The sequence below is a fragment of the Streptomyces sp. NBC_00328 genome (assembly GCF_036139655.1).
Lineage (GTDB): Bacteria > Actinomycetota > Actinomycetes > Streptomycetales > Streptomycetaceae > Streptomyces.
In genome coordinates this window covers 8,696,995-8,721,062 of sequence record NZ_CP108013.1, presented here as the reverse complement: position 1 = coordinate 8,721,062, position 24,068 = coordinate 8,696,995, and the positions used below count along the sequence as shown (strand labels likewise).

Annotated in this window: 18 protein-coding genes and 1 tRNA gene; 10 read left to right on the top strand and 9 right to left on the bottom strand. The window is 72.4% G+C overall.

The annotated features are described in order from the left end of the window. Nucleotides 1-4 precede the first annotated feature (4 nt). Nucleotides 5-2,437 (bottom strand): SpoIIE family protein phosphatase, encoded by a 2,433-nt coding sequence (locus OG485_RS38200; RefSeq protein WP_328673193.1) that lies wholly within the window; start codon nt 2,435-2,437, stop codon nt 5-7. Between the two features lie 290 nt (nt 2,438-2,727). Here OG485_RS38200 and OG485_RS38195 point away from each other — a divergent pair, with 290 nt between their 5' ends. Continuing rightward, nucleotides 2,728-4,896, top strand: coding sequence for a SpoIIE family protein phosphatase (locus tag OG485_RS38195; protein ID WP_328673192.1), 2,169 nt, complete (start codon nt 2,728-2,730; stop codon nt 4,894-4,896). Between the two features lie 168 nt (nt 4,897-5,064). Here the strand turns inward: OG485_RS38195 and OG485_RS38190 are convergent, their stop codons facing one another. Further along, nucleotides 5,065-6,417: a S1 family peptidase gene (locus tag OG485_RS38190; RefSeq protein WP_328673191.1), complete on the bottom strand. Its 1,353-nt coding sequence runs from the start codon at nt 6,415-6,417 to the stop codon at nt 5,065-5,067. A gap of 738 nt (nt 6,418-7,155) precedes the next feature. On the opposite strand from OG485_RS38190, the gene OG485_RS38185 reads away from it, so the two are divergent. The 4 genes from OG485_RS38185 (at nt 7,156) to OG485_RS38170 (ending at nt 13,321) form a co-directional block, all read left to right on the top strand. After that, nucleotides 7,156-7,371 (top strand): type A2 lantipeptide, encoded by a 216-nt coding sequence (locus OG485_RS38185; RefSeq protein ID WP_326783939.1) that lies wholly within the window; start codon nt 7,156-7,158, stop codon nt 7,369-7,371. 91 nt (nt 7,372-7,462) lie between these two features. Continuing rightward, a complete protein-coding gene (locus OG485_RS38180; protein ID WP_328673190.1) occupies nt 7,463-8,272 on the top strand; it encodes an HlyD family efflux transporter periplasmic adaptor subunit in 810 nt (269 codons plus the stop codon). Next, complete coding sequence (locus tag OG485_RS38175; protein ID WP_328673189.1) at nt 8,269-10,491, top strand: NHLP family bacteriocin export ABC transporter peptidase/permease/ATPase subunit; 2,223 nt, start codon at nt 8,269-8,271, stop codon at nt 10,489-10,491. Before OG485_RS38180 ends, OG485_RS38175 begins: the two co-directional genes overlap by 4 nt. A 1-nt stretch (nt 10,492) precedes the next feature. After that, nucleotides 10,493-13,321 carry an NHLP bacteriocin export ABC transporter permease/ATPase subunit gene (locus tag OG485_RS38170; RefSeq protein ID WP_328673188.1) on the top strand — a complete coding sequence of 943 codons (2,829 nt, stop codon included), beginning with the start codon at nt 10,493-10,495 and terminating at the stop codon, nt 13,319-13,321. 4 nt (nt 13,322-13,325) lie between these two features. Here OG485_RS38170 and OG485_RS38165 read toward each other — a convergent pair whose 3' ends face one another. From OG485_RS38165 to OG485_RS38155, 3 genes are all read right to left on the bottom strand, one after another. Next, nucleotides 13,326-13,862, bottom strand: coding sequence for an SRPBCC family protein (locus OG485_RS38165; RefSeq protein ID WP_328673187.1), 537 nt, complete (start codon nt 13,860-13,862; stop codon nt 13,326-13,328). 244 nt (nt 13,863-14,106) lie between these two features. Next, a complete protein-coding gene (locus tag OG485_RS38160; protein WP_328673186.1) occupies nt 14,107-15,651 on the bottom strand; it encodes a phosphatase PAP2 family protein in 1,545 nt (514 codons plus the stop codon). Between the two features lie 341 nt (nt 15,652-15,992). Then, nucleotides 15,993-16,415: a subtilase-type protease inhibitor gene (locus OG485_RS38155; RefSeq protein ID WP_328673185.1), complete on the bottom strand. Its 423-nt coding sequence runs from the start codon at nt 16,413-16,415 to the stop codon at nt 15,993-15,995. A gap of 341 nt (nt 16,416-16,756) precedes the next feature. Between OG485_RS38155 and OG485_RS38150 the strand changes: the two genes are divergently transcribed. Continuing rightward, nucleotides 16,757-17,308, top strand: coding sequence for a hypothetical protein (locus tag OG485_RS38150; RefSeq protein WP_328673184.1), 552 nt, complete (start codon nt 16,757-16,759; stop codon nt 17,306-17,308). 121 nt (nt 17,309-17,429) lie between these two features. On the opposite strand, the gene OG485_RS38145 is transcribed toward OG485_RS38150, so the two are convergent. Then, nucleotides 17,430-18,608: a PucR family transcriptional regulator gene (locus tag OG485_RS38145; RefSeq protein ID WP_328673183.1), complete on the bottom strand. Its 1,179-nt coding sequence runs from the start codon at nt 18,606-18,608 to the stop codon at nt 17,430-17,432. 113 nt (nt 18,609-18,721) lie between these two features. Here OG485_RS38145 and OG485_RS38140 point away from each other — a divergent pair, with 113 nt between their 5' ends. After that, complete coding sequence (locus OG485_RS38140; RefSeq protein WP_328673182.1) at nt 18,722-19,891, top strand: lactate 2-monooxygenase; 1,170 nt, start codon at nt 18,722-18,724, stop codon at nt 19,889-19,891. Continuing rightward, nucleotides 19,888-20,862, top strand: coding sequence for a 2-hydroxyacid dehydrogenase (locus OG485_RS38135; protein ID WP_328673181.1), 975 nt, complete (start codon nt 19,888-19,890; stop codon nt 20,860-20,862). The genes OG485_RS38140 and OG485_RS38135 overlap by 4 nt, the downstream gene beginning before the upstream one ends. 168 nt (nt 20,863-21,030) lie before the next feature. On the opposite strand, the gene OG485_RS38130 is transcribed toward OG485_RS38135, so the two are convergent. After that, nucleotides 21,031-21,516 carry a DUF6415 family natural product biosynthesis protein gene (locus OG485_RS38130; protein WP_328673180.1) on the bottom strand — a complete coding sequence of 162 codons (486 nt, stop codon included), beginning with the start codon at nt 21,514-21,516 and terminating at the stop codon, nt 21,031-21,033. Continuing rightward, a complete protein-coding gene (locus OG485_RS38125) occupies nt 21,513-21,722 on the bottom strand; it encodes a hypothetical protein (RefSeq protein WP_328673179.1) in 210 nt (69 codons plus the stop codon). Before OG485_RS38125 ends, OG485_RS38130 begins: the two co-directional genes overlap by 4 nt. Before the next feature lie 206 nt (nt 21,723-21,928). On the opposite strand from OG485_RS38125, the gene OG485_RS38120 reads away from it, so the two are divergent. Together OG485_RS38120 and OG485_RS38115 are read left to right on the top strand one after the other, a co-directional pair. Next, on the top strand, nt 21,929-23,377 hold the full coding sequence (locus OG485_RS38120; protein ID WP_328673178.1) for a helix-turn-helix domain-containing protein: 1,449 nt from the start codon (nt 21,929-21,931) through the stop codon (nt 23,375-23,377). Nucleotides 23,378-23,387: 10 nt separating this feature from the next. Next, nucleotides 23,388-23,879 carry a hypothetical protein gene (locus OG485_RS38115; protein WP_328673177.1) on the top strand — a complete coding sequence of 164 codons (492 nt, stop codon included), beginning with the start codon at nt 23,388-23,390 and terminating at the stop codon, nt 23,877-23,879. A 111-nt stretch (nt 23,880-23,990) separates the two neighbouring features. Here the strand turns inward: OG485_RS38115 and OG485_RS38110 are convergent. Beyond that, nucleotides 23,991-24,051 (bottom strand) — tRNA-Ser (locus OG485_RS38110). Between the last annotated feature and the right edge of the window lie 17 nt (nt 24,052-24,068).

Below are 24,068 nucleotides of genomic sequence, written 5' to 3'. Positions count from 1 at the left end.
CTCCTCAGTCGAGGGCGATCTCGCTCCAGACCTGCTTCCCGCCGCTCACCGGCACCGTGCCCCAGGTCGCCGACGTCGCCTCGACGAGCAGGATTCCACGGCCTCCGGTGGCCTCCCAGCCGATGCTGGTGGGCTTGATCGGCGTACGGGGCGAGTTGTCGGCGACCGCGATGCGCAGGCGGTGGTTGATGAGGGTGAGGTCGAGCCTGACCTTGCCGTCGGTGTGCACCAGGGCGTTGGTGACGAGCTCCGAGACGATCAGCAGGGCGGTGTCCGTGTACTTGCCGACGCCCCAGGCCCGCAGGGCGCGCCGGGTGTAGCGGCGGGCGTGCCGGACCGCCTCGGGGACCCGCCAGACGGTCCAGCTCTCGCGGAGCGGCAGGACCTCCATGCCGTCGTACCGCATCAGCAGGAGGGCCACGTCGTCACTGCGGTTGGCGCCCGTGAGCAGTTCGTCGGCGACGAGACCGAGGTGGGCGGGGTCGGAGCCGGCCAGCCCCTCGGCGAGACGCCTGAGGCCGTCCTCGATGTCGACCTCGACGGACTCGACCAGTCCGTCGGTGGTCAGCGCGACGATGGTGCCGGGCTGGAGCCGCAGCGGGCTCATGGGGAAGTCGGTCTGGCGGATGACGCCGAGCGGCGGTCCCGTCTCCGACTCGGGGACCTCGGTACGGCCGTCCGGGTGACGCAGCACGGGTGGGATGTGTCCGGCGCGCACATACCAGGCGGACCCCTCCTCCATGTCGACGTCGACATAGCAGCAGGTGGCGAAGAGGTCGGTCTCCAGATCGAGCAGGAGCCGGTTGGCGTGCGAGACCACCACGTCCGGCGGGTGGCCCTCGACGGCGTAGGCGCGCAGGGCGGTGCGCATCTGGCCCATGAGGGTCGCGGCCGAGGCGTTGTGTCCCTGGACGTCGCCGATGACGAGGGCGACGTGGTTGTCGGGCAGCGGGATGACGTCGTACCAGTCGCCGCCGACGTCCAGGCCGGAGGTGGTCGGCAGGTAGCGGGCGACGGCGACCGCGCCGGGCAGCCGGGGCAGCCGTCGTGGGAGCAGGGTCCGCTGGAGCATGCCGATCAGCTCGTGCTCGGCGTCGAAGGCGTGGGCGCGTACCAGGGCCTGCCCGGCGAGACCCGCGGACGCGGTGAGCAGGGCCCGCTCCTCGGGGCCGAACTCGTGCGGGGCGTCCCAGCCGATCAGGCAGGCGCCCGCCATGCGGCCGCCCGCGGGCAGCGGCAGGACGGCGAGCCCGCCGGGGCCGACCTCGGCGAGCGCGGATTCCAGGTCGGCGCCCGCGGGCCAGATGGCGGGCCGCCCCTCGTTGAGGGCCGCCGCGAGCGTGGGCATGGCCCGGACGGGCGCGTCGGGCCACTCCGAGCGCCATTCACTGCGCCACAGCTCCGGCCAGAACTCCGGCTGAGGCGGGTCCAGAAGCGTGACGACGAGACGGTCCCCCTCCAGCTCGGCGACGGCGATCCGGTCGGCCTGGAGGGGTTTGCGCAGGGCGGCGACGACGGCCTGGCCGACATCGCGGACGGTGCCGGCGGTGGCCAGCGCGGCGGCGAGCCGCTGGACGCGGCCCACGTCGCTCAGGCCGGAGCGCAGCTTGGAGGCGTCGGAGACGATGCCCACGAGCCGTGCGGGGCGGCCCTCGGCGGAGGGCAGCAACCGGGCGCGCAGCCGGAGCCACTTGTGTCCGCCGGACGGCTGGTGGATGCGGAACTCCAGCTCGCGTTCACCGATCGACATGTGGTCCGGTTCGACCGCGGACATCAGGGCCGGGAGGTCCTCCGGCACGGCCATGGACAACAGGGTCTCGACCTTGCCGTCGAAGGTGGTGGGGGACAGTCCGAACAGGTCGAGCACCTCGTGGTCGACCTCGACGTGCCCGGTGTCCATGGCGAGGCTGAAGGCGTTGGCGGGCAGGTCCGCCGCGTTGTCCGGCGGCGGCGCGGGCGGGCAGACCACGGCATCGGCGAGCAGCCCGAGGCAGGCCCGGTCCTCGGGGCCGAAGCCGTCGGGGCGCTCGCTGACGGCGACCAGGCAGCCGTTGTCCCCCAGGGGCAGCACGGCCAGCGAGAAGTCCTGGGAGGCCAGTCGCCGGGCGTCGGCGCAGCGCCCGAGCTCCTCGGGTCCGAGCCAGCACGGCAGTCCCGAGCGCAGGGCCTCGGCGGCCGGGGAGCCGCCGGACAGGGGGTAGCTGTCGCGGAGCCCGTACAGCGTCCTGGGCACCCCCGCGGACTCGGCCAGCTGCAGTTCACCGCCGCTCGCACTCGGTGAGTACACGGCGGCCACGGTCGCACCGGTGAAGACGAGTGCCTGTTCCAGCAGGCGGTGCAGCCGTTCGCGTGGGTCGAGATCCGCGGTGAGCGTCTTCAGGGCAAGTTCGGCACGCGACCTTCTCGTTCCGCGTTCCGCAGCACCCTCACTGACCACGCCGTCATTACAGCGCTTCCCGGGCTCGGGCGCAGCCCCTGTGACCGTTCCGGACGCGCCGGGCCTGCGGCGGAGCCCATACGGGACTGCAGATCCGACGAAAGCGAATCCGTCGTGATTCATGTCGTTCGCACCGTGCTCCCGTGACGGAGGTGGCGGTTCGTGTCCCGGCCGGGCTGGACAGCGGGCCGGCGGGCCGTGGGGGCGGGTCGGCTCGCCGTGCGGGATCGATCTCCAGGGAGGAGCCTTGACCCCTGGAGGTGCGGAGTCGTGGACGGCCCCGCGAGGAGGTGGTCGCCGTGTCCGACGGGCAGGAGGCCGCGCAGGCGCCGGCAGGCCGTCCGGCCCCGGTGGGACGTCCGCTGCTGTCGCTGACGCTGGCCGCGATGCTGGACGACGTGGACGCCCACTCGGGAGCCCTCTACCTGCTGTCCCCCCACGAGCCGGTGCTGGAGATGGCGGTGTCCGCCGGGCTGCCACGGGCCTTCGCCGCGCCGTGGGAGCGCGTGGGGCTGAACGCGCCGATCCCGGTCGCCGAGGCGGTACGGGAGCGGCGGCTGATCTGGGTGGGCGGCGAGCACGAGATGGCCCGCAGGTATCCCCGGATCGCGGTGGTGCTCCCGTATCCGTTCGCCCTCGCCGCGCTTCCGGTGGCGACGGCCGCCACGATGTACGGCGCCGTCTTCGTGACCTGGCCCGGCTCGCATCCGCCGGACCTCTCCGACCGGGAACGCGATCGCCTCACCGCGGCCTGCGACCGGCTCGCGCTGCGTCTGGAGCGTGCCGCCGCGGAGAACCGGCCGCTGCACCCCGAGCCGGACCTGCTCACGCCGTACGCGGAGGCGCCCGGCGGCACGCTCGGCTCGGTGGAGGCCACGCGGATGGTGGGGCGGCTGCCGTACGGGCTGTGCTCGCTGGATCTGCACGGGCGGGTCGGCTTCGCGAACGCGGCGACGGCCGAGCTGCTCGGGGTGCCCGTCAGCCGTCTCCTGGGCACCCAGCTGTGGGCGGCCGTGCCCTGGCTGAACGACCCGGTCTACGAGGACCGCTACCGGGCGGCGCTGATCAGCCAGCACGTGACCTCCTTCGTCGCGCTGCGTCCGCCGGGCGACTGGCTCTCCTTCCGCCTGTATCCGAGTACGAGCGGGCTGAGCGTGCGGATCTCGCGGGCCCGCCCGGTGTCCGAGATGACGCGGGCGGGCCCGCAGCGGCACGACGGCAGCCCCCGCCTGGTGACGATCTCCCATGTGCTGAGCCTGGCGAGCGCGCTGACGGAGGCGGCGGGCGTGCAGGACGTGGTGCAGCTGGTGGCGGACGAGATCTCGCCCGCCGTCGGCAGCCAGTCCCTGGTCGTCCTCGCCAGCCGGGCCGGGCGCATGCATGTCCTCGGGCATCGCGGTTATCCGGACGCGCACATCGTGGAGCGCTTCAACGGGCTGCCGCTGAGCGAGCAGACCCCGGGCACCCAGGCGCTGAACACCGGTGTGCCCGCGTTCTTCGACTCGCGCGAGCAGCTGGAGCGGCTGTATCCGTCGCGGAACGCCACGCCCGACGGCATGGGCGCGTGGGCGTATCTGCCGCTGGTGGCCTCCGGACGGCCGGTGGGCACCTGCGTCCTCGGGTACACGCAGTCCCACCACTTCGCTCCCGACGAGCGGGCGGTGCTGACCAGCCTGAGCGGGCTCATCGCCCAGGCGCTGGAGCGTGCCCTGCTCTACGACGCGAAACTCCAGCTCGCACAGGGCCTTCAGGCCGCGCTGCTGCCGGCCTCGCTCCCGCCGCTGGCCTCGGTCGAGGCGGCGGCACGCTATCTGCCGGCGACCCAGGGCATGGACATCGGCGGGGACTTCTACGACCTGGTGTCCTCGCACGGCCGGGCGGCGGCGGTGATCGGGGATGTGCAGGGGCACAACGTGACGGCGGCGGGGCTGATGGGGCAGATCCGTACGGCGGTCCGCGCGTACACGGCGGTCGGCCAGGCCCCGGAGGAGGTGATGGGGAGCACCAACCGGCTGCTCATCGACCTGGGCACCGAGCTGTTCGCCAGCTGTCTGTATCTGCGCCTGGACCCGGCGCGCGAGGTCGCCGTGATGGCCAGGGCGGGGCATCCGCCGCCGCTGCTGCTCCGGCCGGACGGCAGGGTGAAGGTGCTCGACCTGGCCGGCGGGCCGCTGCTGGGGATCGACCCCCACGCCGTCTATCCGACGACCGCGGTGCCGCTCGTCCCGGGGTCGGTGCTCGCCCTGTACACCGACGGTCTGATCGAATCCCCCGGTGTCGACATCGAGGACGCGCTCGCCGACCTCGCGCGACGGCTCGCCGCGAGCGGGCACCAGCCCCTGGACGAGCTGGCCGACACACTGCTCCAGCAGGGCGAGGGGAGCGCGCGGGAGCGGCCCGACGACGTCGCCCTGCTTCTGCTCCGGGTACGGCCGCATGGTGGGAACGGCGCCGTATGAGGAGCGGTCCGACCCTCCCGCCGGAGGGCCGGACCTGTCCACTGTCGACCGGAATTCCCTGTTCCGTTGGCCGGTCAGTGGTTCTTGACCGCCGGACTCACCGGCTTCGGGGCGGACACGAGGCCCGATCCGTCACCGGTGGCCGACTACTGGGGTGGCGGTGCCGGACTACTGGTGCTTGCGGGACCGGTGGTGCGTCCCGTTCTGGCCGGTACCCGCGCCCGCCGCGTCACCGGCGCTCGCGCTCGGGTCCACCGCTTCACCGGCACCCGGGTCCACCGCGCCCGCGCTCGGGTCCACGGCGTCACCGCCGGCGCCCGGGTCGACGGCGCTCGCACTCGGGTCCACCGCGCCGCCGGCACCGGCGTCACCGGCACCCGCGTCGCCCGCACCCGCGCCCGCGCCCGCGTCACCGGCTCCCAGCGTCGCGCCGACCGCGGCCAGCGCGGTGGTGACGGGCTGGAAGAAGGTCTCGCCGCCGGCCGTGCAGTCGCCGCTGCCGCCGGAGGTCAGGCCGACCGCGCCGCCGTCCTGGGTGAACAGGGAGCCGCCGCTGTCGCCCGGCTCGGCGCACACATCGGTCTGGATGAGGCCCGTGACGGTGCCCTCCGGGTAGTTCACGGTGGCGTTGAGACCGGTCACGTTGCCGTCGTGCAGACCCGTGGTGCTGCCCATCCGGAAGACCTGCTGGCCCACGGCGGCCTCGACGGCCTGGTTGATCTGGACGCTCTGCCCGTTGCCGACGTTGACGGCGCTGTTCGTCTGCGTGGCCGGGTCGTCGTACTTGACGAGGGAGAAGTCGCCGTCTCCGGGGAAGGTGGCCTGGTCGACGGTGGCGATGGGCGCACCGTTGGCCGCGTCCGACCACTCGGCGGCGGCGACACCGCAGTGGCCCGCGGTGAGGAAGGCGGGGGTTCCGTCGCCCGCCGTGACGTTGAAGCCCAGCGAACAGCGCGCGTTGCCGCCGAAGATGGCGTCACCGCCGTCGACGAAGGTCTTCAGGGTTCCCGCGGACTTCGAGAGGGTCGCCACGTCGGAACCGAGGCCCTTGACGGTCGACTCGACCGTGTTCCACTTGTCGCCCGTGACGGTGGAGTCCGCGGTCACCCGGATCTCGTTGGTCTTCGGGTCGACGGACCACGCGGTGCCCGGGATCGTCGCGTCGGCCTTGAGGGTCTTGGCGGCGGTCTGCAGCGCGGCGGTGCTGTTCTGCACCTGGTGGGCCACCGCGCCGGCCTTCTCGATCTGGTTGACGACGTTGCTGTTGTTACCGACGACATTGATGACGAGCTGCTTCTGCTGCGCGTCGTAGTACGAGCCGGCGAACGCGTCACCCAGTTGGGAGGCCAGCAGGGAGGCGACGTCCGAGACGTCGTTCGCCGCGAAGGTTCTGGGAGTGGCGGCATCCCCGTTCGACTGCGACGCGTTGGCGTTGGGCAGCAGCAGAGCCGCTGCTCCGAGCGCCGCGACGCCGCCAACCGCGATGGCGGCCTTGCGCTTGGGTATCCGTTTGTGACTCAACTCTTGACCTCCTGGGGACGGGGTCGATGCCGCGTCCGGCAGCTGACTAGGGGGGCGCCTGCTTGCCCGTTGATACGCGTGTGTCGCCCGGGGCGTTCAACTGCCATTGCAAATTGCGGGAGTTGACCTCGCCAAAGGTGTCGATTGCGGAGACAACCGGGGCATTTCCTCAACCGGGAGGACGCCGGGCACGGGCAGAACCGGCACAGGCGGGACCGCCGGGGCCGAGGGGAACCGGAGGGAGCGGACAGCGCCGCCGAGGGGGACAGCCACATCCGGGGCGGCACGGAAAGCGACCGGCCGACGACGTTCCGTCGACGAGCGGCGGCGGAATCCCGGGTTCAGGGAATCTGCACAGCCCATGCTCACCGAGGTCACCGCGGACCGGGGATCTGCACAGTCGCGCGCCCCCCGCGCGCCGATGGGCCGGGACTGTCCGGTTCGGCGCGGGAGTGGCAAGGGTCAGGGTGGATCGATGCCGCGCAGCATGTGAAGAAGTGGCCGCAGAGGCGTGTGCGCCCGTCCACGGTTCACCGCCCATGGAGCACAAGTTCCCAGGTGAGAGCCCTGGTTGATTGGAAGCGCGCCCCGCGGCCGTGCTTTGATCCGTTGCACCGCGGAGGTCGCAGCACAGCTCCCGGCAACGGGAGCCGCACCCCTGCGGTGGCGGCCGTCGTCTGTCCCCCAGAGGGGGCCGCTCTCCCCCTTGTGAATATCCATATGAAGGGAAGTTCCATCATGAACTCCACCCCCCGTGTCGAGACCGCCGAGATCTCCGACGCCGACCTCGACAACGTCTCCGGTGGCCTCGCGCTGAACGCCGTCGGCACCGTCACCGGCCTGGTGGACGGCGTTGCCCCAGTTTCCGGCATCGTCGGCACGGCCATCGGCACCGTCGAGGGTGTGACCGGCCTGAACACCGCCCCGGTCACCGGCCTGGTCGCCGGTCTCTGATCGCGTTTCACGCCGCCGAGTCCCGGAACCGCCCCACCGGTTCCGGGACTCTCGGGTGCCCTGAGCCTCTCGAACAGGTGAGAAGAGTCCCGTGCAGTTCCGCCAACAGGCCCTCGCCAAGCTGCGCTCCCCCGAAGAGCTCGACCTTCCGGTGCGCTTCGCCCGCCCACAGGGTCGGCTCGCCCTGTCCGTGACGGTCCTCGCCATGGCCGCGGCCTCCGTCTGGGCCGTGACCGGCACCGTCACCTCCACCGTCGCAGGACCCGCCGTCCTCACCCACGCGCAGGGCAGTTACCTCCTGCAGAGCCCGGTCGCCGGGCAGGTCACGGCGGTCCTCGCGAAGGAGGGCGAACGGCTCCCCGCGAACGCCCCCGTACTGAAGGTGCGTACGGCGCGAGGGGAGACGGCCGTCGTCCGCACGGTCGCCGCGGGCCGTGTCACCGCCCTGGCCGCCACCATCGGCGCGATCATCTCGACCGGCGCGAACGTCGCCGCCGTGGAGAAGACCGCCCACGCCGACGACCCCCTGTACGCGACGGTGTACGTCTCCGCCACGAGCGCGGCCGCCGTTCCCGCCGACGCCGCCGTCGACCTCACCGTCCAGTCGGTGCCCGCCCAGCGGTACGGAGTGCTGCGCGGCCATGTGAAGGCGGTGGGCCGCAGCGCGCAGACCCGGCAGCAGATCGCCGCCTACCTGGGCGACGCCCAACTGGGCGAGCAGTTCAGCGAGAAGGGCAGGCCGGTCGCCGTGCTGGTCGGCCTCGACCGGTCGTCCGCCACCCGCAGCGGCCTGAAGTGGTCGTCCGCGGACGGGCCGCCCTACGCGCTCACCTCCATGACCCTGGCCACGGCCTCGGTCCGGCTGGCCGGTCAGCGCCCCGTCGACTGGCTCCTGCCGTGAGCGCCGCACCGGACACCCGCGGCAGACGGCGCGCCGCCCCGCCCCGGCGCAGCGTGCCGAGGACCCGGGTCAGGAGCGTCCGCACCCCCACCGTCCTCCAGATGGAGGCCGTGGAGTGCGGCGCGGCGTCCCTGGCCATGGTGCTCGGCCACCACGGCCGGCACGTCCCGCTCGAAGAGCTGCGTATCGCCTGCGGTGTCTCGCGGGACGGTTCGCGTGCGAGCAACCTGCTGAAGGCGGCGCGCGGTTACGGTCTGACGGCCAAGGGCATGCAGATGGACACGGCCGCTCTCGCCGAGGTGCGGGGGCCCGCGATCCTGTTCTGGGAGTTCAACCACTATGTCGTCTACGACGGCATGGGGCGCCGTCTCGGACGCCGGGGCGTGCACATCAACGACCCGGGCAAGGGCCGTCGTTTCGTGCCGATGGAGGACTTCGACACCAGCTTCACCGGAGTCGTCCTGGTCATGGAGCCGGGCCCCGGGTTCCGCAGGGGCGGCCGCAGGCCGGGGGTGCTGGGTGCCATGCCGGCCCGGCTGCGCGGCACTTCGGGCACGATGCCCGCCGCGGTGCTGGCGAGTCTGCTGCTGGTGGCGGTCGGCGCGGCGGTGCCCGCGCTCAGCCGGACGTTCATCGACCAGTATCTGATCGGCGGTCAGAGCTCGCTGCTCGGGGTGCTGTTCGCGTCGATGGGCGTCTCGGTGCTGCTGACGGTGGTGCTGACCTGGCTGCAGCAGGCGAATCTGCTGCGCGGCCGCATCATCTCCTCGACGCTCTCCAGCGCCCGGTTCCTGCGTCATCTGCTGCGGCTGCCGGTCACCTTCTTCTCCCAGCGCAGCCCAGCCGATCTGGTGCAGCGGCTCCAGTCGAACGACGCGGTGGCCGAGACCCTGGCGCGCGATCTCGCCGCGGCGGGTGTGGACGCGGTCGTCGTCGTCCTGTACGCCGTGCTGCTCTACACCTACGACCCGCAGCTGACGGCCGTCGGCATCGGTGTCGCGCTGCTCAACGTGGTGGCGATGCGGGTGGTGATCCGGCTGCGCGCGACCCGCACCGCCAAGCTCCGCGCCGACACCGCCCGGCTGACCAACACCTCTTACACCGGGCTCCAGTTGATCGAGACGATGAAGGCCACCGGTGGCGAGGACGGCTACTTCCGCAAGTGGGCGGGACAGCACGCCACCACGCTGGAGGAGCAGCAGCGCCTCGGTGTGCCGAGCGCGTGGCTGGGGGTGGTCGCCCCCACGCTGGCCATGCTCAACAGCGCGCTGATCCTGTGGATCGGCGGCCTGCGGGCGGTCGAGGGGCAGGTCTCCGTGGGTCTGCTGGTCGCCTTCCAGGCTCTGGTCACCCGGTTCACCGCGCCGATCACCCGGCTCAACGGTGTCGCCGGCCGGATCCAGGACTTCGCGGCCGACGTGGCCCGGCTCAAGGACGTGGAGGACTTCCGCGCCGACCCGCTCTACGCCCGCCCCGGCACCGGCGGGTCCACCCGGCGTCTGCGGGGTCATGTGGAGCTGGAGAACATCACGTTCGGCTACAGCCCGCTCGACGAGCCGCTGCTCACCGGATTCTCGCTGACGGTCGGGCCGGGTCAGCAGGTCGCCCTGGTCGGCGGTTCGGGCAGCGGCAAGTCGACGGTGTCCCGGCTGATCTCGGGCCTGTACACGCCGTGGGAGGGCACGATCCGCATCGACGGCCGGCGCCTGGAGGACATCCCGCGCCAAGCGCTCGCGTCGTCCGTGTCCTTCGTCGACCAGGACGTGTTCCTCTTCGAGGGGACGGTCCGCGACAACGTGGCGCTGTGGGACCCGTCGATCCCCGACGACGCGGTGGCCGCCGCCCTGGAGGACGCGGCGCTGTACGACGTCGTCACCCGCCGTCCCGGCGGGATCCACAGCCGCGTCGAGCAGGACGGGCGGAACTTCTCCGGTGGTCAGCGGCAACGCCTGGAGATCGCGCGGGCGTTGGTGCGCAGGCCCAGCATCCTCGTGCTCGACGAGGTGACCAGCGCCCTGGACGCGGAGACGGAGCAGACCGTCATGGACAACCTGCGCCGGCGCGGCTGCGCCTGCGTGGTGATCGCCCACCGGCTCAGCACCGTGCGGGACAGCGACGAGATCGTCGTGCTCGAACACGGCTCGATCGTGGAACGCGGGCGGCACGAGGCACTGGTGGCGGCCGAAGGCCCTTACGCCGGTCTGGTCAGGGAGCGTTGAGATGAGCACGGTCCACGAAGGCGTCCACGAGCAGGACATGGTGCTCGGCGCGCTCGGCGGCATGGGCACCCACGTCGGCTGCTCGGGAGTGAGCCGTCTCGATCTGGAGGGTCCGCAGGTCCTGTGGCTGGTGGCCGCGGGAGCCATGGACCTGTTCGCGGTCGACGCGGCGCAGCAGGGTCACTGGCATCACCTCGGCCGGCTCGAAGCGGGCTCCCTGCTGCTCGGTCCGGTGACGGGCCCTCAGCACACCCTGGTGGGGCGGCCGTTGCGCGGCTGCGAGCTGCGCCGGATCGGGTTGCGCGAGCTGCACCGGCCTGCCGACACGGCGACCTGGTCGTACGACGCGTACGGCAACCCGCAGTTCGTGCCGCCGGCGTCGAGCCCGCTGGAGCACGCCCTCGCGCTCGGCGTGGGACGCGGTCTCTCCGTCCTCTTCCAGGCGCCGACGGCCGCGGAGTACACCGCCGCTCCCACCGACGACGACGTGTTCTGGATGCGGGTCCCGCCGGGGAGTGTCCAGTACGGCTCGTTGTACGGGGCCGAGGCTGCGGCCGATCTGCTGATGGACTCCGGTGTCTGGCAGGGCATGGTCGACCAGCAGTACCGGCTGCTGTCCACCCTCGACCGCTGGATCGAGGAGCTGGAGGCCGGTCACGAGGACCGGGCGGCGGCGGGCATCAAGGCCGGTGAGGACGTCCGCGACCGGGCCGACCGGGCGCTGCTCGCCTCGATCGGCAGAACATCGGCGAAGCGCCCGACCGCGGCCGAGGCGGACGCCACCTACGCGGCCTGCGAACTGGTCGCCCGCGCGGCCGGGATCACCCTGGCCGAGCGGACGGGCGGCGGCGCGGAGAGCGAACGGCTCGACCCCGTCGAACGGATCGCGCTCGCCTCACGGATCCGCGCCCGTTCCGTGCGGCTGGACGGGCGCTGGTGGCGTGACGACATCGGCCCGCTGGTCGGCAGCCGGGCGGTGTCCGGTGCGCCGGTGGCGCTGCTGTGGCGGCGCGGCGGCTATGTCGCCGTACAGCCGTCGTCCGGGCGGGAGACGCCGGTCGAGAAGGCCAACGCCTCGGAGTTCGAGCCGCGGGCCGTGATGTTCTACCGCCCGCTGCCCGAGCACGGGCTCGGCCCGCTGCGGCTGCTGCGGTTCTGTCTGGCGGGCACGGGCGGGGATCTGCGCAACCTCGCGATCAGCGCTCTGGTGACCGTGGCGATCGGCGCGCTGGTGCCGATCGCGACCGGCCGGGTGCTCGGCGAGTACGTCCCGAGGGCCGAGCACGGCCTGATCGTGCAGGTCTGTCTCGCGCTGATGGTCACGAGCGTCGTCTCGGCGGCGTTCACGCTGTTGCAGAACCTCACGCTGCTGCGGATGGAGGGCCGGATCGAGGCGAGTCTCCAACCGGCCTTGTGGGACCGGCTGTTGAGGCTGCCCACGTCGTTCTTCGCGGCCCGTTCGACCGGCGAGCTCGCGAGTGCCGCGATGGGCGTGAGCGCGATCCGCCGTCTGCTCGCGGGTGTCGGGCCCACGCTCGCGCAGGCGGGCACGGTCGGCGCGATGAACCTGGGTCTGCTGCTCTGGTACAGCGTGCCGATGGCGCTGGCCGCGATCGGCATGCTCGTGGTCGTCGCGGCCGCGTTCCTCGGTCTCGGTCTGTGGCAGGTGCGCGGGCAGCGCCGGCTGGTGGTGCTGGGCAACAAGCTCAACAACCAGGCGTTCCAGACCCTGCGCGGGCTGCCCAAGCTGCGGGTCGCGGGGGCCGAGAACTACGCGTACGCGGCCTGGGCGGGCGAGTTCGCGCGCAGCCGTGAACTCCAGCAGCGGGTCGGCCGCGTCAAGAACCTGACGACGGTGATGGGCGCGGTGTATCTGCCGTTGTGCTCCCTGCTGATGTTCATGCTCCTGGCGGGCCCGGCGCGGGGCTCGCTGTCGGCCGCGGCCTTCCTCACCTTCAACACGTCGGTGACGATGCTGCTGACGTCGGTCACCCAGATCACCGGCGCGCTGGTCTCCGCGGCGGCCGCGCTGCCGATGTTCGAGGAGATCAGGCCGGTCCTCGACGCGACGCCCGAGGTGCGCGGGGCGAGTACGCGTCCCGGTGTCCTGTCCGGCTCGGTCGAGGCGCGGCGGCTGTCGTTCCGGTACGCCGACGACGGTCCGCTCGTCCTGGACGACGTGTCGTTCTCCGTCCGGCCGGGCGAGTTCGTGGCGATCGTCGGCCCGAGCGGCTGCGGCAAGTCCACGCTGCTGCGGCTGCTGATCGGCTTCGACCGGCCGGTGTCGGGCAGTGTGCTGTACGACGGCCAGGATCTGGGGGCCCTCGACCAGTCCGCCGTACGACGTCAGTGCGGTGTCGTGCTCCAGCACGCGCAGCCCTTCACCGGGTCGGTCCTGGACTGCATCTGCGGAACCGAGCCGTACACGCCGGAGGAGGCGATGGAGGCGGCGGAGATGGCGGGTCTGGCCGAGGACATCGCGCGGATGCCGATGGGGCTGCACACGCTCGTGGCGGGCAGCGGCGCGATCTCCGGCGGTCAGCGCCAACGCCTCATGATCGCCCAGGCGTTGATACGGCGGCCGCGCATCCTCTACTTCGACGAGGCGACCAGCGCGCTGGACAACGCGACGCAGCGCACGGTGATCGAGAGCACCAAGGCGCTCAACGCGACCCGGGTGGTGATCGCGCACCGGCTGTCGACGGTGCTGGACGCGGACCGTGTCATCGTGATGGAGAACGGCCGGGTCGCCCAGCAGGGCCCGCCCGCGCAGTTGCTGGCGGACACGGGCGGGCGGCTGCACGAGCTGGTGCGGCGGCAGCTGGCCTGAGCGGTCAGTCCGCCCCCGGCACCGGGGCGCCGGAAGGGACACCCGCCTCGACGTAGTCCTCGTAGATCTCCTTCCAGGCCGGAACCCCGCCTGCGTGCGGGCCCTCGGTCGGTTCACCGCGCACCGCCCGGTCGAGGGCGGCGAGACACACCTCCCAGCCGGCGCCGTTGCGGGCGGCCGTGTTCCGCTCGGCGAGCACGTCGGTGAGCGTGAAGCGGGTTCGCCCGCCGTCGAGGGCTTCGAGGTCGAAGCGCAGTTCGTCGCCGCCCCACTCGAAGGAGAGGTGGCGGGGCGGGTCGACGGCGAGGACGCGGCCGGTCGACCCGGGCATGTTCGGATCGCCGCTGAAGGTGATCGTGCCGCCGGGGCGCAGTTCCATCTCGGCGCGGGAGGGGAACCACGCGGCCAGTTCGTCGGCGTCGGTCACGAACCGCCAGACGGGGTCGACGGGGTGGTCGTAGGTGCGGCTGAACCGGACTGCGGGGCGGTCGTCTTCCAGGGTGAGGTACGTCCCGGTGCGTGCGGTGGCTTCGGCGGACATGGTGTCTCAGTCCTTCGGTGAGGAAGCTTCCTGTGGGGGTGCCGCGCCGTTCGGCTGCCTTCGGCCGGGCGGGAACGGCTCTTCTCGCTGATCCGACGGCACGCCCGCCACGTCGTCCAGACGGCGGCGGAGGGCGACCGGGCTCTCGTTCCACAGTCTGCACCCGTCGTCCACGTGCGACCGGGTGCCGGCCCGGTCACTCCTCAGGCCGCGGGGCCGCCGTCGGCAAGGAGGCGGCGGCCCCTCACCCGTCGCCTGGGGCGGGCCGTCGCGGCGGCCCCGCGTGTCTCCCGGACCGGCTCGCCCTCCCCCGGACGGGCCGGTACACGACCAGCGCCCGGTACTCCTTCTCCAGCCTCAGCCCGGTGGCTCCGGAAAGCGGTTCACCGTCGAACGCCAGGATGTCCGCTCCGGCGATACCGTCCAGCTCCAGCCAGGGAACCCGCTCGGCTTCGTAGACCCGTGAGTACTCCAGGGTCCCGAGGACCGCGGCGGCGACGGTACGGGTGCGGGCGAGACGGCGTCCCGCGTCGACCAGGCGCACATCGAGCAGATCGTCGTCCAGACGCGGCCGGAAGGCGGGGACGAGTCCCTCCGGCACGAAACGGCCGTTGCCCGCGAGGAGCAGCCACAGGCGACGGGGCCTGCCGTTGACGTTCAGCTCGACCGGGCGGGCGGTGCCGAGCACCCGGGCCAGGGCGAGCGCCGTCGTCGGCGCGGCGGGCCGGAGCCGTTCCAACCGCTGGCCCAGCCGCGCGAGTTCGGGGTACGGGCCGATGCTGAACTCGTTGAGGAACCAGGTGTCCTCTCCCGCCCCCGAACGGGCCACGCCGATGTCCACCGACACCCCCTCGCCACGGGCCACCGCGCCGGCGGTGTCCTCAAGGTCCTGGACACCCACGTCCAGCGCGAAGCGGTCGGCGGTGCCACCGGGGAAAACGGCCAGCGCCAGCCCCCGTCCGGCCGCCGCGCGGGCGGCGACGCCCGCCACGGCGTCGCCCCCGCAGACACCGAGCGCGCCGCCGGTCTCCACCGCCCGGTCGGCCGCCGCGGCGAGCAGCTCCGCGAGGTCGTCGCCGGGGCCTCGCTCGATCACCTCGGCCTCGGGCAGCAGGGCGCGCAGCCGCCGGGCGTGGCCCGGCGGCACCCCGGGGGCTCCGGGCGCTCCGGCACGGGCCGGGTCGTCGACGATGACGACCAGTCCCTTGCCCAGCGGCAGGGCGGGCGCCCGCGCGGCGGGCCGTTCCCGCTCCGGTACGGCGGGGCGCGGCGGCCACCAGCGGCAGGTGAGGGCGGCCGCGCCCGCGCCGATGGCCACGCCGGCGAGGACGTCTCCCGGGTAGTGGACCCCTACGTAGACACGCGAGAAGGCGACGGCGGCGGCCACGGGCGCGACCAGGAGGCCGTAACGCGTGGACTCCAGGGCGACGGCGGTGGCGAAGGCCGCGGCGGAGGCGGAGTGTCCCGACGGGAAGGACGTGGTGTGCGGCTGACGGGCCAGGTGCCGGATCGCGGGTACGCCCTCCAGCAGCGGGCGGGGGCGGCGGGCGCTCCACTTCACCAGCGTGTTCACGGTGAACGAGGCCAGCGCCAGCGAGCCGAGGCCCCGCAGCGCCGCCCGGCGCCCGGCCGGCCCGCCGACGAGGCCGATCCCGGCGGCCGTGCCGAGCCACAGGCGGCCGTGGTTGGCGGCGTGGCTGAGCCGCCGCAGCGCCGGATCGGCCCCGGGCACCCGCGCGGCGGCCACCCGTGTGAACAGCCGCTGGTCCCATTCGAGGAGTGCACCCATGCTCCACCGCTACGCCGTCTCGGCCGCGCCGGCATCCCGGGTGACCCGGAACGGTGACGGGCATGGGCCGTTGGGCGCACGGACCGCCCCGGCGTGGTACGGGGGTTCGGCACGGGCGCGGAACGGCCGGCGTCCGCCGCGGCACCCTCACACCCTCCAGGGAGCCACGCCCGTACCGCGCTGCCGCGGTGGCGCACGCGGACATGCCGAAGGCCGGTCGACGGCCCCACTCCGTCTGACCGGCCCTCGGTGCGAAATCACATGGCGCCTCGTGACGGTGCCCGCACTCCCCAGCTACGGATCCCGGTCCATGTCCACGACGGCCACGCGATCCCGGTCTCTCAGAACGCGAAGACAGTCATCCCGTAGGAGGTCTTCACGCACTCGTTGGCGAAGGTGTGCTCGTACGAGACGCGCTTGCCCTGCCAGACGCCGGCCACCGTGACCACCACGGGGTCGTACTGCCTGGTACAGAAGACATCGTTCCTCGGCGTCAACGCGTCGAGATCACCCTTGACCCCCCGTAGTTCGGCGCAGGCGTCGGCCGCGGCGGGATGGGTCCCGGAGGCCGTCGGGGCGCAGTTGAGAGTGACCGCGCGCTCCGGCGTCGCGACGGAGGCGTTCTGGCCATGGCCCGTGGTGAGCACCAGGGCGGAGGGGGCGTAGAGCCCGGACGGGGCTGCGTGGGCGGACCCGACGAGGGGGCCGCAGACGGCGGTGGCCGTCAGGGTGAGAGTCGCTGCCCAACGCGCGGTGTTCGGCATTGTGTGCATCCTTCCGCTCGATCGAATGCGATACCGGCTCGGTCGGTGCCGGTTCGGCGAGCGCGAGTCTGCCGAGTTCGCACAGGAAACACACATCGACCCCACATGTTTCAGTAACTTTGAGTATTGAATCAGTGGCGCGAAGTTACAGAATTCGAACGGATGAAGCCCGGAACTGGGCGCCCGACGACAACCACAGACAGCCACCTGGCCGGAAAGACACGGCTCAGCAATAGGCCTGAAACATTCCACTTGAACCGTCATGCCGCCTCGACTTCCGCTGTCGGCGGACTTCTCCGGCACCCCTTGCGCCGCGCTCACGGACGAGTAATGGTGATTACATGATTACATCGGAGCAACGCGAGAAGCTGCGCGGCTGGTTCGCCGGCCGCCTGCCCGACGATCTCTTCGAGAGCCTCACGGAGGTGACGGCCGACCGTGAGGAGATCACCGTCGTCGGCCGCATCCCCGAGCCGCGGCTCGCCGAAGGCGCCTCGGACGCCGAGAAGGAGGCGGCGCTCCGGGCCCGTATCCAGGAATTCCGCGAACGCACCCGCGAGGACCGCATGGAGGTGGCCCGTGACGCGGAGCACCGCTTCCGCAAGAAGGTCTCCTGGGGTGTGGAGTGCGGCACCGAGCGCGCCCTGTTCACCCATGTCGCCGCGCCCGTCATGACCCGGCTGCGCCAGCCCGAACGCGAGGTCCTCGACACGCTCGTCGCCTCCGGGGTCGCCCGCAGCCGCAGCGACGCCCTGGCCTGGTGCGTCCGCCTCGTGCAGCGCCACACCGACGACTGGCTGGGCGAACTGCGCGACTCGCTGGAGCATGTGCAGCGGGTTCGGGCGCAGGGCCCGGACGTCGGGGCGGAGGACGATCCCGGCGACGAGGAGTGACCGGGCGGGCGGCACCTCGGCGACACCGCTCCGGGGGTTGCCCTCGCGGTGACGGCGAGGACCGTCCGGGTCCGCCCGGAGCCTCACCCTGGACATCGCCCGGACGATCCGCCGTCGAGCCTCAGTCGCGGATCGTCCGGGCGATGTCCAGGGTGAGCCGCTGCCAGGGGTCGCGGGGGTCGCGGCCGGTCAGCTCGTGCACGCGGCGCAGGCGGTAGCGCAGGGACTGCGGATGAAGGTGCAGGGCCCTCGCCGCGGCGTTCGCCGAGCCCGAGTCGATGTACGCCGTGAGGGCGTCCAGCAGATGCCGCCGGGCGGCCTCGGCGAGCGGCCCGAGCACCAGGCGCGCGATGTGGCCGGGCGCGGCGGCCGGGCGCCCGGCGAGCAGGGCGAGCACCTGCGCGTCGGCGTCGGTGAGCACCTGCCCGGACCGATGGGCGTGGGCCGGGGCGGTGTCGAGCGCGTCGGCGGCGAGCCGGTGCGCCAGGGCGATCCGGTCCAGGCCCTCGCCGGTGATGACGCACCCGCGCCAGGACCCTTCGCCCATCACCTCCCCGGCCCGCTCGGACGCCGCGAGCGGCAGCAGCAGGACGGCGCGTGAGCCCCGTACCGTCGCCAGGGACGTCACCTCGCCCCCGGGAGGGGCCAGCGCGTCCAGCAGGGCCGTCGCCGTCTCGTGGGCGAGATCCGGCCGGTCCGCGGCGACCTGCTCCGCCGCCAGCAGGCAGTACGGATCCGGGAGCTGGATACCCAGTCTGGCGGAGCGGTCGGAGAGCGCGCCCACCGAGGCGTGCCGTCCGGCGATGAGGTCGTCGAACAGCAGCCGCAGCGCCCGGCTCCGGTCGCCGGCCAGGTCCTCGCTGGTGGCGGCGTAGGCGGTGGCCATCTCCTCGGAGAGCGTGTCCAGGGTGGCGAGCAGCATGCGGGCGAGCGCGAAGGCGTCCGCGGCGGCGAGCCGGGGCGCGCGGGCGGCGACCTCGTCCGTGAGGACGGTGCCCGCGACCCGGTAGGCGCGCAGCACCGCCTGCACCGGGCGCCCGTCCGCCGCGCGGGCCGAGGCGATGCCCCGGAAACGCCGGAGATCGGCCGGTCCCAGCCTGCCGTCGGTGGCCCACAGGTGGAGCAGCCGTTCCAGGCCCCAGGCCGCGATGGCCCGTACCTCGGGCAGCCGGCTGTCGTCGAGCGCCGCGTACACCGGGACCTGTTCGTGGACCGCCGCGACGATCGCCTCCACGACACGCGGGTCGGCGACCATTTCCTGCCGGACGCGTTCCCGGTCCTCGGACGGCTTGTTCGTCACAGGGTGATGATCCCAGCCGCACGTTGTGCGCACCACGGTGGACGGGACTTGTCACAGTCGCCAGGATCATCGTCGTACAGCGCGGTCTCAGGGACGAGAGGCGGGACGTACGGATGGCGAAGCACTGGGCCGACTTCCAGTACGAGATCTATCTGAACGGGATGACGGGTGCCGTGCCGCGGCTGCCCACCGATCTGACGCGGCTGGAGGAGCTGACCGAGCAGCGGCTCGGCCCCGGTCCGGTCGGCTATGTGGCGGGAAGCGCGGGCGACGGCAGCACGGCGCGCGCCAATCGTGCGGCGCTGGCCCGGCGCCGGATCGTGCCGCGCATGCTGCGGGACGTCCACGAACGCGACCTGTCCGTCGAGGTGCTGGGGCGCCCGTTGCCCGCGCCGCTCGCGCTCGCGCCGATCGGCGTCCTGTCGATCATGCATCCGGACGCCGAGTGCGCCGCCGCACGGGCCGCCGCCGCACAGGGCGTCCCGTACATCCTGTCCTCCGCCTCCAGCACCCCGATGGAGCAGGTCGCCGAGGCGATGGGTGACGGCGAGCGCTGGTTCCAGCTCTACTGGGCCAAGGACCGCGAGGTCACCCGCAGCTTCCTGGACCGGGCGAAGGCGGCCGGGTTCACCGCGCTGTTCGTCACGCTCGACACGCCGCTGCTGGCCTGGCGACCGCGCGACCTCGACCAGGCGTACCTGCCGTTCCTGCACGGCGTGGGCACCGCCAACTACTTCTCCGACCCGGCGTTCCGCGCGGGGCTGGCCAAGCCGGTGCACGAGGACCCGAACGCGGCCGTGATGCACTTCGTGAGCATGTTCGCGGACCCCGGCAAGACCTGGCCGGACCTGGCCTTCCTGCGGGAGAACTGGGACGGGCCGATCGTCCTCAAGGGCATCCTGCACCCGGACGACGCCCGCAAGGCCGCCGAGGCCGGGATGGACGGCGTGGTGGTCTCCAACCACGGCGGCCGGCAGGTGGCCGGGTCCGTCGCGGCCGCCGACGCGCTGCCCCGCGTGGCGGCGGCGGTGGGCGACCGGCTCACCGTGCTCTTCGACAGCGGCATCCGCACCGGCGACGACATCTTCAAGGCGCTCGCCCTCGGGGCGCGGGCGGTGCTCGTCGGACGTCCGTACGCCTACGGTCTCGGCCTCGACGGGCAGCCGGGCGTCGAACACGTCGTCCGCTGTCTGCTCGCCGAGTTCGATCTCACCCTCGCCCTGTCCGGACACGCCCGCCCGGCCTCCCTCGGCCCCGAGGACCTCATCGAGGAGACCGCATGACCGTCACCAAGAACGTGCTCGCCGTCGTCTCCGCGCATGTGGGCGGCCGTACGGCGGGAGCGGCGCTCGCCACCCTCTTCCCGGGGCAGGCCCGTGTCACCGTCGTGGAGACCACGGACGAGGACCCCGCCGCGCTGCGCGCGGCGCATGTCGTCGTCACCGGCCTCGGCCCCGTGACCGCCGGACACATCGCCGCCGCACCGGACCTGGAGCTGATCCAGTGCGCGAGCCACGGCTTCGACTACGTCGATCTGGACGCGGCGCGCGAGCGGGGCATACCCGTGTGCAACATCGGTTCCAGCGGCGCCGAGAAGCAGAACGTGGCCGAGCAGACCTTCGCCCTCATGCTCGCCCTGGCCAAGCAACTGGTGCCCGCCCACACCGCGTTGACCGAGGCGGACTGGGCGCTGCCCCGGCTCCAGCAGTCGATCACCGAGCTGTCCGGCAAGACGCTCGGGATCGTGGGACTCGGCCACATCGGCGAGGAGGTCGCGCGGCGGGCCGTCGCGTTCGACATGAGCGTCGTGTACGCCGGGCCCACGCGCGCGTCCGCCGAGACGGAGGCCCGGCTCGGCGCCCGCCATGTCGAACTGGAGGAACTGCTGCGCGTATCGGACTACGTCAGCCTGCACGCGCCGCTCACCGACGCGACCCGTCATCTCCTGAACGCCGAACGGCTCGCGCTGCTCAAGCCGACCGCGTTCGTCGTCAACACCTCGCGTGGCGCCCTGATCGACCAGGACGCCCTGGCGGACGCGCTGCACGCGGGCGCCCTCGCCGGAGCGGGCCTCGACGTCTTCGACCCCGAACCGCCCACCCCTGCCCTGCGGTTGCTCAAGGCCCCGAACGTCGTGCTCTCCCCGCACGTCGCCGGCGTCACCCGCGAGACCCTCGTACGGATCGCGCTGGCCGCGGTCCGGAACGCCGCGGACTTCGTGGCGGGCAAGCCGCCCCAGGACGTCGTCTCGTAGCCCGGGCGCCGGGCGACGGCGGGTCGGAGCCCTGCCTGATCGGAGCCCCGCTCAGGGGCGTTCGGCCCGCCGGCGCCTTCCGGGACGCAGGCGGGCCGGGCGAAGGTGGGTGCGGCCCTGACCCGAACGGCCGCCATAGGGCCCTGTGCGCCGGGGCGGGCGGCCGAACTAGCGGCGGGGGCGGGGCGCGTCGGCGCAACCGGCGTGCACGCCGGCCGTGATCGCCCCGCCCGAGTTACTGACCTGGTCCAGGGGCACGGCGTCTTCCGGACGGCGGATCTCACGGTCGCAGGCGACGCACATGACCTGTCCGGTCAGGGTCTCGAAGTGGTCGCACAGCGCCGCGAGGGAGCGCGCCAGCTTCCGCGCGTACGCCACGTCCCCACCGAGGCCCATCCCGGGCAGGGACCGGAGCTTGCCCCGGGCCTCCCCGACGCACGCGAGCGCGCAGTATCGGGGGATGTCGTCACGATGAAGTCGGCCGGCCAACTCCTCGACCTCCGGGATCAGCCCGGTCATGAACCCGCGCAAGGTCTCCGTCAGCGCCGGCACTTCGAGTCCGGCGGGCAGGTCCTCCGAGGGCGGCAGCAGCGCGGCGATCGCCTGTCTCATCACGGCCACGTCCACGGCCTCGCGTCGGGTCTCGGTGTTCACCGGCCGACTCCCGTCCGACGGTGGAGCGGACAGGCGCATTCCGGGAACAGCGTCCCCAAAGCCACCGGGTCGGGCTGGTAGTCGTACGGCACGACGACCACGGCGCGCGGCCGGGTCACAACTCCTGTACGACTGACGGTGCAGACGCTGAGCGTCATCTTCGCGGAGGCTTCGCGTCCGTCTCCCGAAGCTCTACTCTCTGTCATGTCGACGCTCCCTCTCAGGTTCGAGCGTTGGCCACGCCCCCGGGACCGGTCGCTCGGTCGCCGGGGTGCGATGTCTATGCATCGAGAGTCGTCTTCCACGGTTAGCTCCGCGATGACCGGCGGGGGGTTACCGAGGCGGTAATACACTCGTTCCTGGTTCGGAACAGGTCACCGCAGCGCATACGATCACCCCGGAAGTTGGCCCGATGGATGCCACCACCCCCGGCCCGCTCGCCCCTGACCTCCTCGATCGAGATGACGTCAGGCGAGCTCTGGCAGAACACGACTTCGCAGCAGCCTTCGCCCTGATCAAGAAGTGGGGCGGACTGTCTCAGAACCGGATCGCCGTCGCCTGCCAACTCACCCCCGGCAAGGTCTCCACGATCATCCGCGGACAGCAGCACATCACCAGCTTCGACGTCATCTGCCGCATCGCCGACGGATTACGCATTCCCGGGCGCATGGTCGGCTTGGCCGACCGCCCGTGGGAGACCCGTCCTCCACCCGACCCTCCAGACCCACCTCCACCGGCCTCACGGTCTTCCGACGGCGCATCCTGGCGCCCCTCAGCGACCGTTCACCAGGCCGCTGACCTGACCAGGAGTGACCTCGTGATGGACCGCCGCACGGCAGCGCGCACAGTCGCCGGCGCCGCCATCTCCGGCGCCACCCTCCTCAACTCCCTGGAAGCCTGGCTCCAACCCCCTCCAGCCGCGGACCCAACCGTCAGGCGCGGCAGGATCGGACGCCGAGAGGTCCAGGAACTCGAAGCCACGGCACAGGCGTTCCGCGCCTGGGACCATAAATACGGTGGCGGCCTGCGCCGAAAGGCCGTCGTCGGCCAGCTGAACGAGGTGGCCGGCCACCTCGACGAGCACCAGGCGCCCCCTGTCGAGCAGGCCCTGTTCCGGGTGATGGCGCAGCTCGGCGGCGTCGCGGCCACCATGGCCTGGGATTCCGGACTCCACAAGCAGGCCCAGAACTACTATCTGCTCGCGCTCCGCGCCGCGTACGCGGCCGGTGACGCATGTTTCGGCGCTAACGTGCTGGCCGGAATGGCCCGGCAAATGCTGTACACCGACAGGCCACAGGACGCTCTCGAACTCATCCGCCTGGCGCAGAGGGGTGCACACTCCTCGGCCAGTCCCCGCGTCCGGGCCATGCTGCACACCCGCGAGGCGTGGGCCTACGCAGCCATGGGCCGGACCGCCGCCTTCGAACGGGCGACCCAGGAGGCAGCCGAAGTCCTCGCTGATTCGCCGGGCGCCGAAGAGCCGTACTGGATCGCCTACTTCAACGAGGCGGAGCTCGCCGGAGTCACCGGCGGCAGGCTCCTCGACTTGGCCCGGCACAACCCCCACGAGCACGCTGAGGCTGCCGCCGCGAGCATCCGCAACGCTCTCACAACCCGCGGCGCGGAAGCAGGCCGCAGCCACGCCCTGGACCTCATCGGGCTGGCTGAGTGCCACTTCCTGGTGGGCGACGTGACCGGGGCGGTCGAGCAGACCCACAGGGCCGTCGACGCGGCGGCAGACACCCAGTCGGGCCGGGTCCGCGCGCAACTCGGCCAGCTCTACCCGTACACGGTGGGCCGATCGACCTCCAGTACGGTCAGCGAAGCGCGGGCCAGACTCCGCGAAGTCCTCTCCGTCTGAAGGGAACACAGTGGCCACGATCGCCGTGACCGGGCACATGGATCTCACCGAGGACAGCGTGCCTCTGGTGCGGGACGCCCTGCGAGGAGTGCTGAAGCCGCACGCGGCGTCCGGCGACCTGGTCGGCCTCTCGTGCATCGCGAAGGGCGCCGATTCAATCTTCGCCGAGGTCGTCCTGGAACTCGGCGGCAGCCTGGCTGTGGTCGTCCCGTCCGCGGACTACCGCGAGAACAAGGTGAAGCCCGACCACGCCGAGACCTTCGACCGGCTCATCGCGGCCGCCGCCCAGGTCGACGTCCTCGCCCATGACACGGCCAACAGGGCCGCATACGAGGACGCCAACCGCACGCTCCTCGAACGCGCGGATCGTCTCGTCGCGGTCTGGAGCGGCGAACCGCCGAGCGGCAAGGGCGGAGGTACGGCAGACACCGTCCTTGAGGCCCGTGCGGCCGGTCTGCCTGTCGATGTCGTCTGGCCGGAGGGCGCCGCCCGGAGGATCTGACACAGCAGAGCCGCCCGCAACTCCCCCGTGGCGGACGGCTCGTTTCTGACGTCCAGAGATCAGGTTCGGTGCCGGTACATACGCTCTAGGCCGCTGAGCTACACCTGCCGAAGCCGGCGGCGGGATTCGAACCCGCGTCTCTCGATTAACAGTCGAAGTAACCGGCACCTGCGCACCTGGACGCGCCTA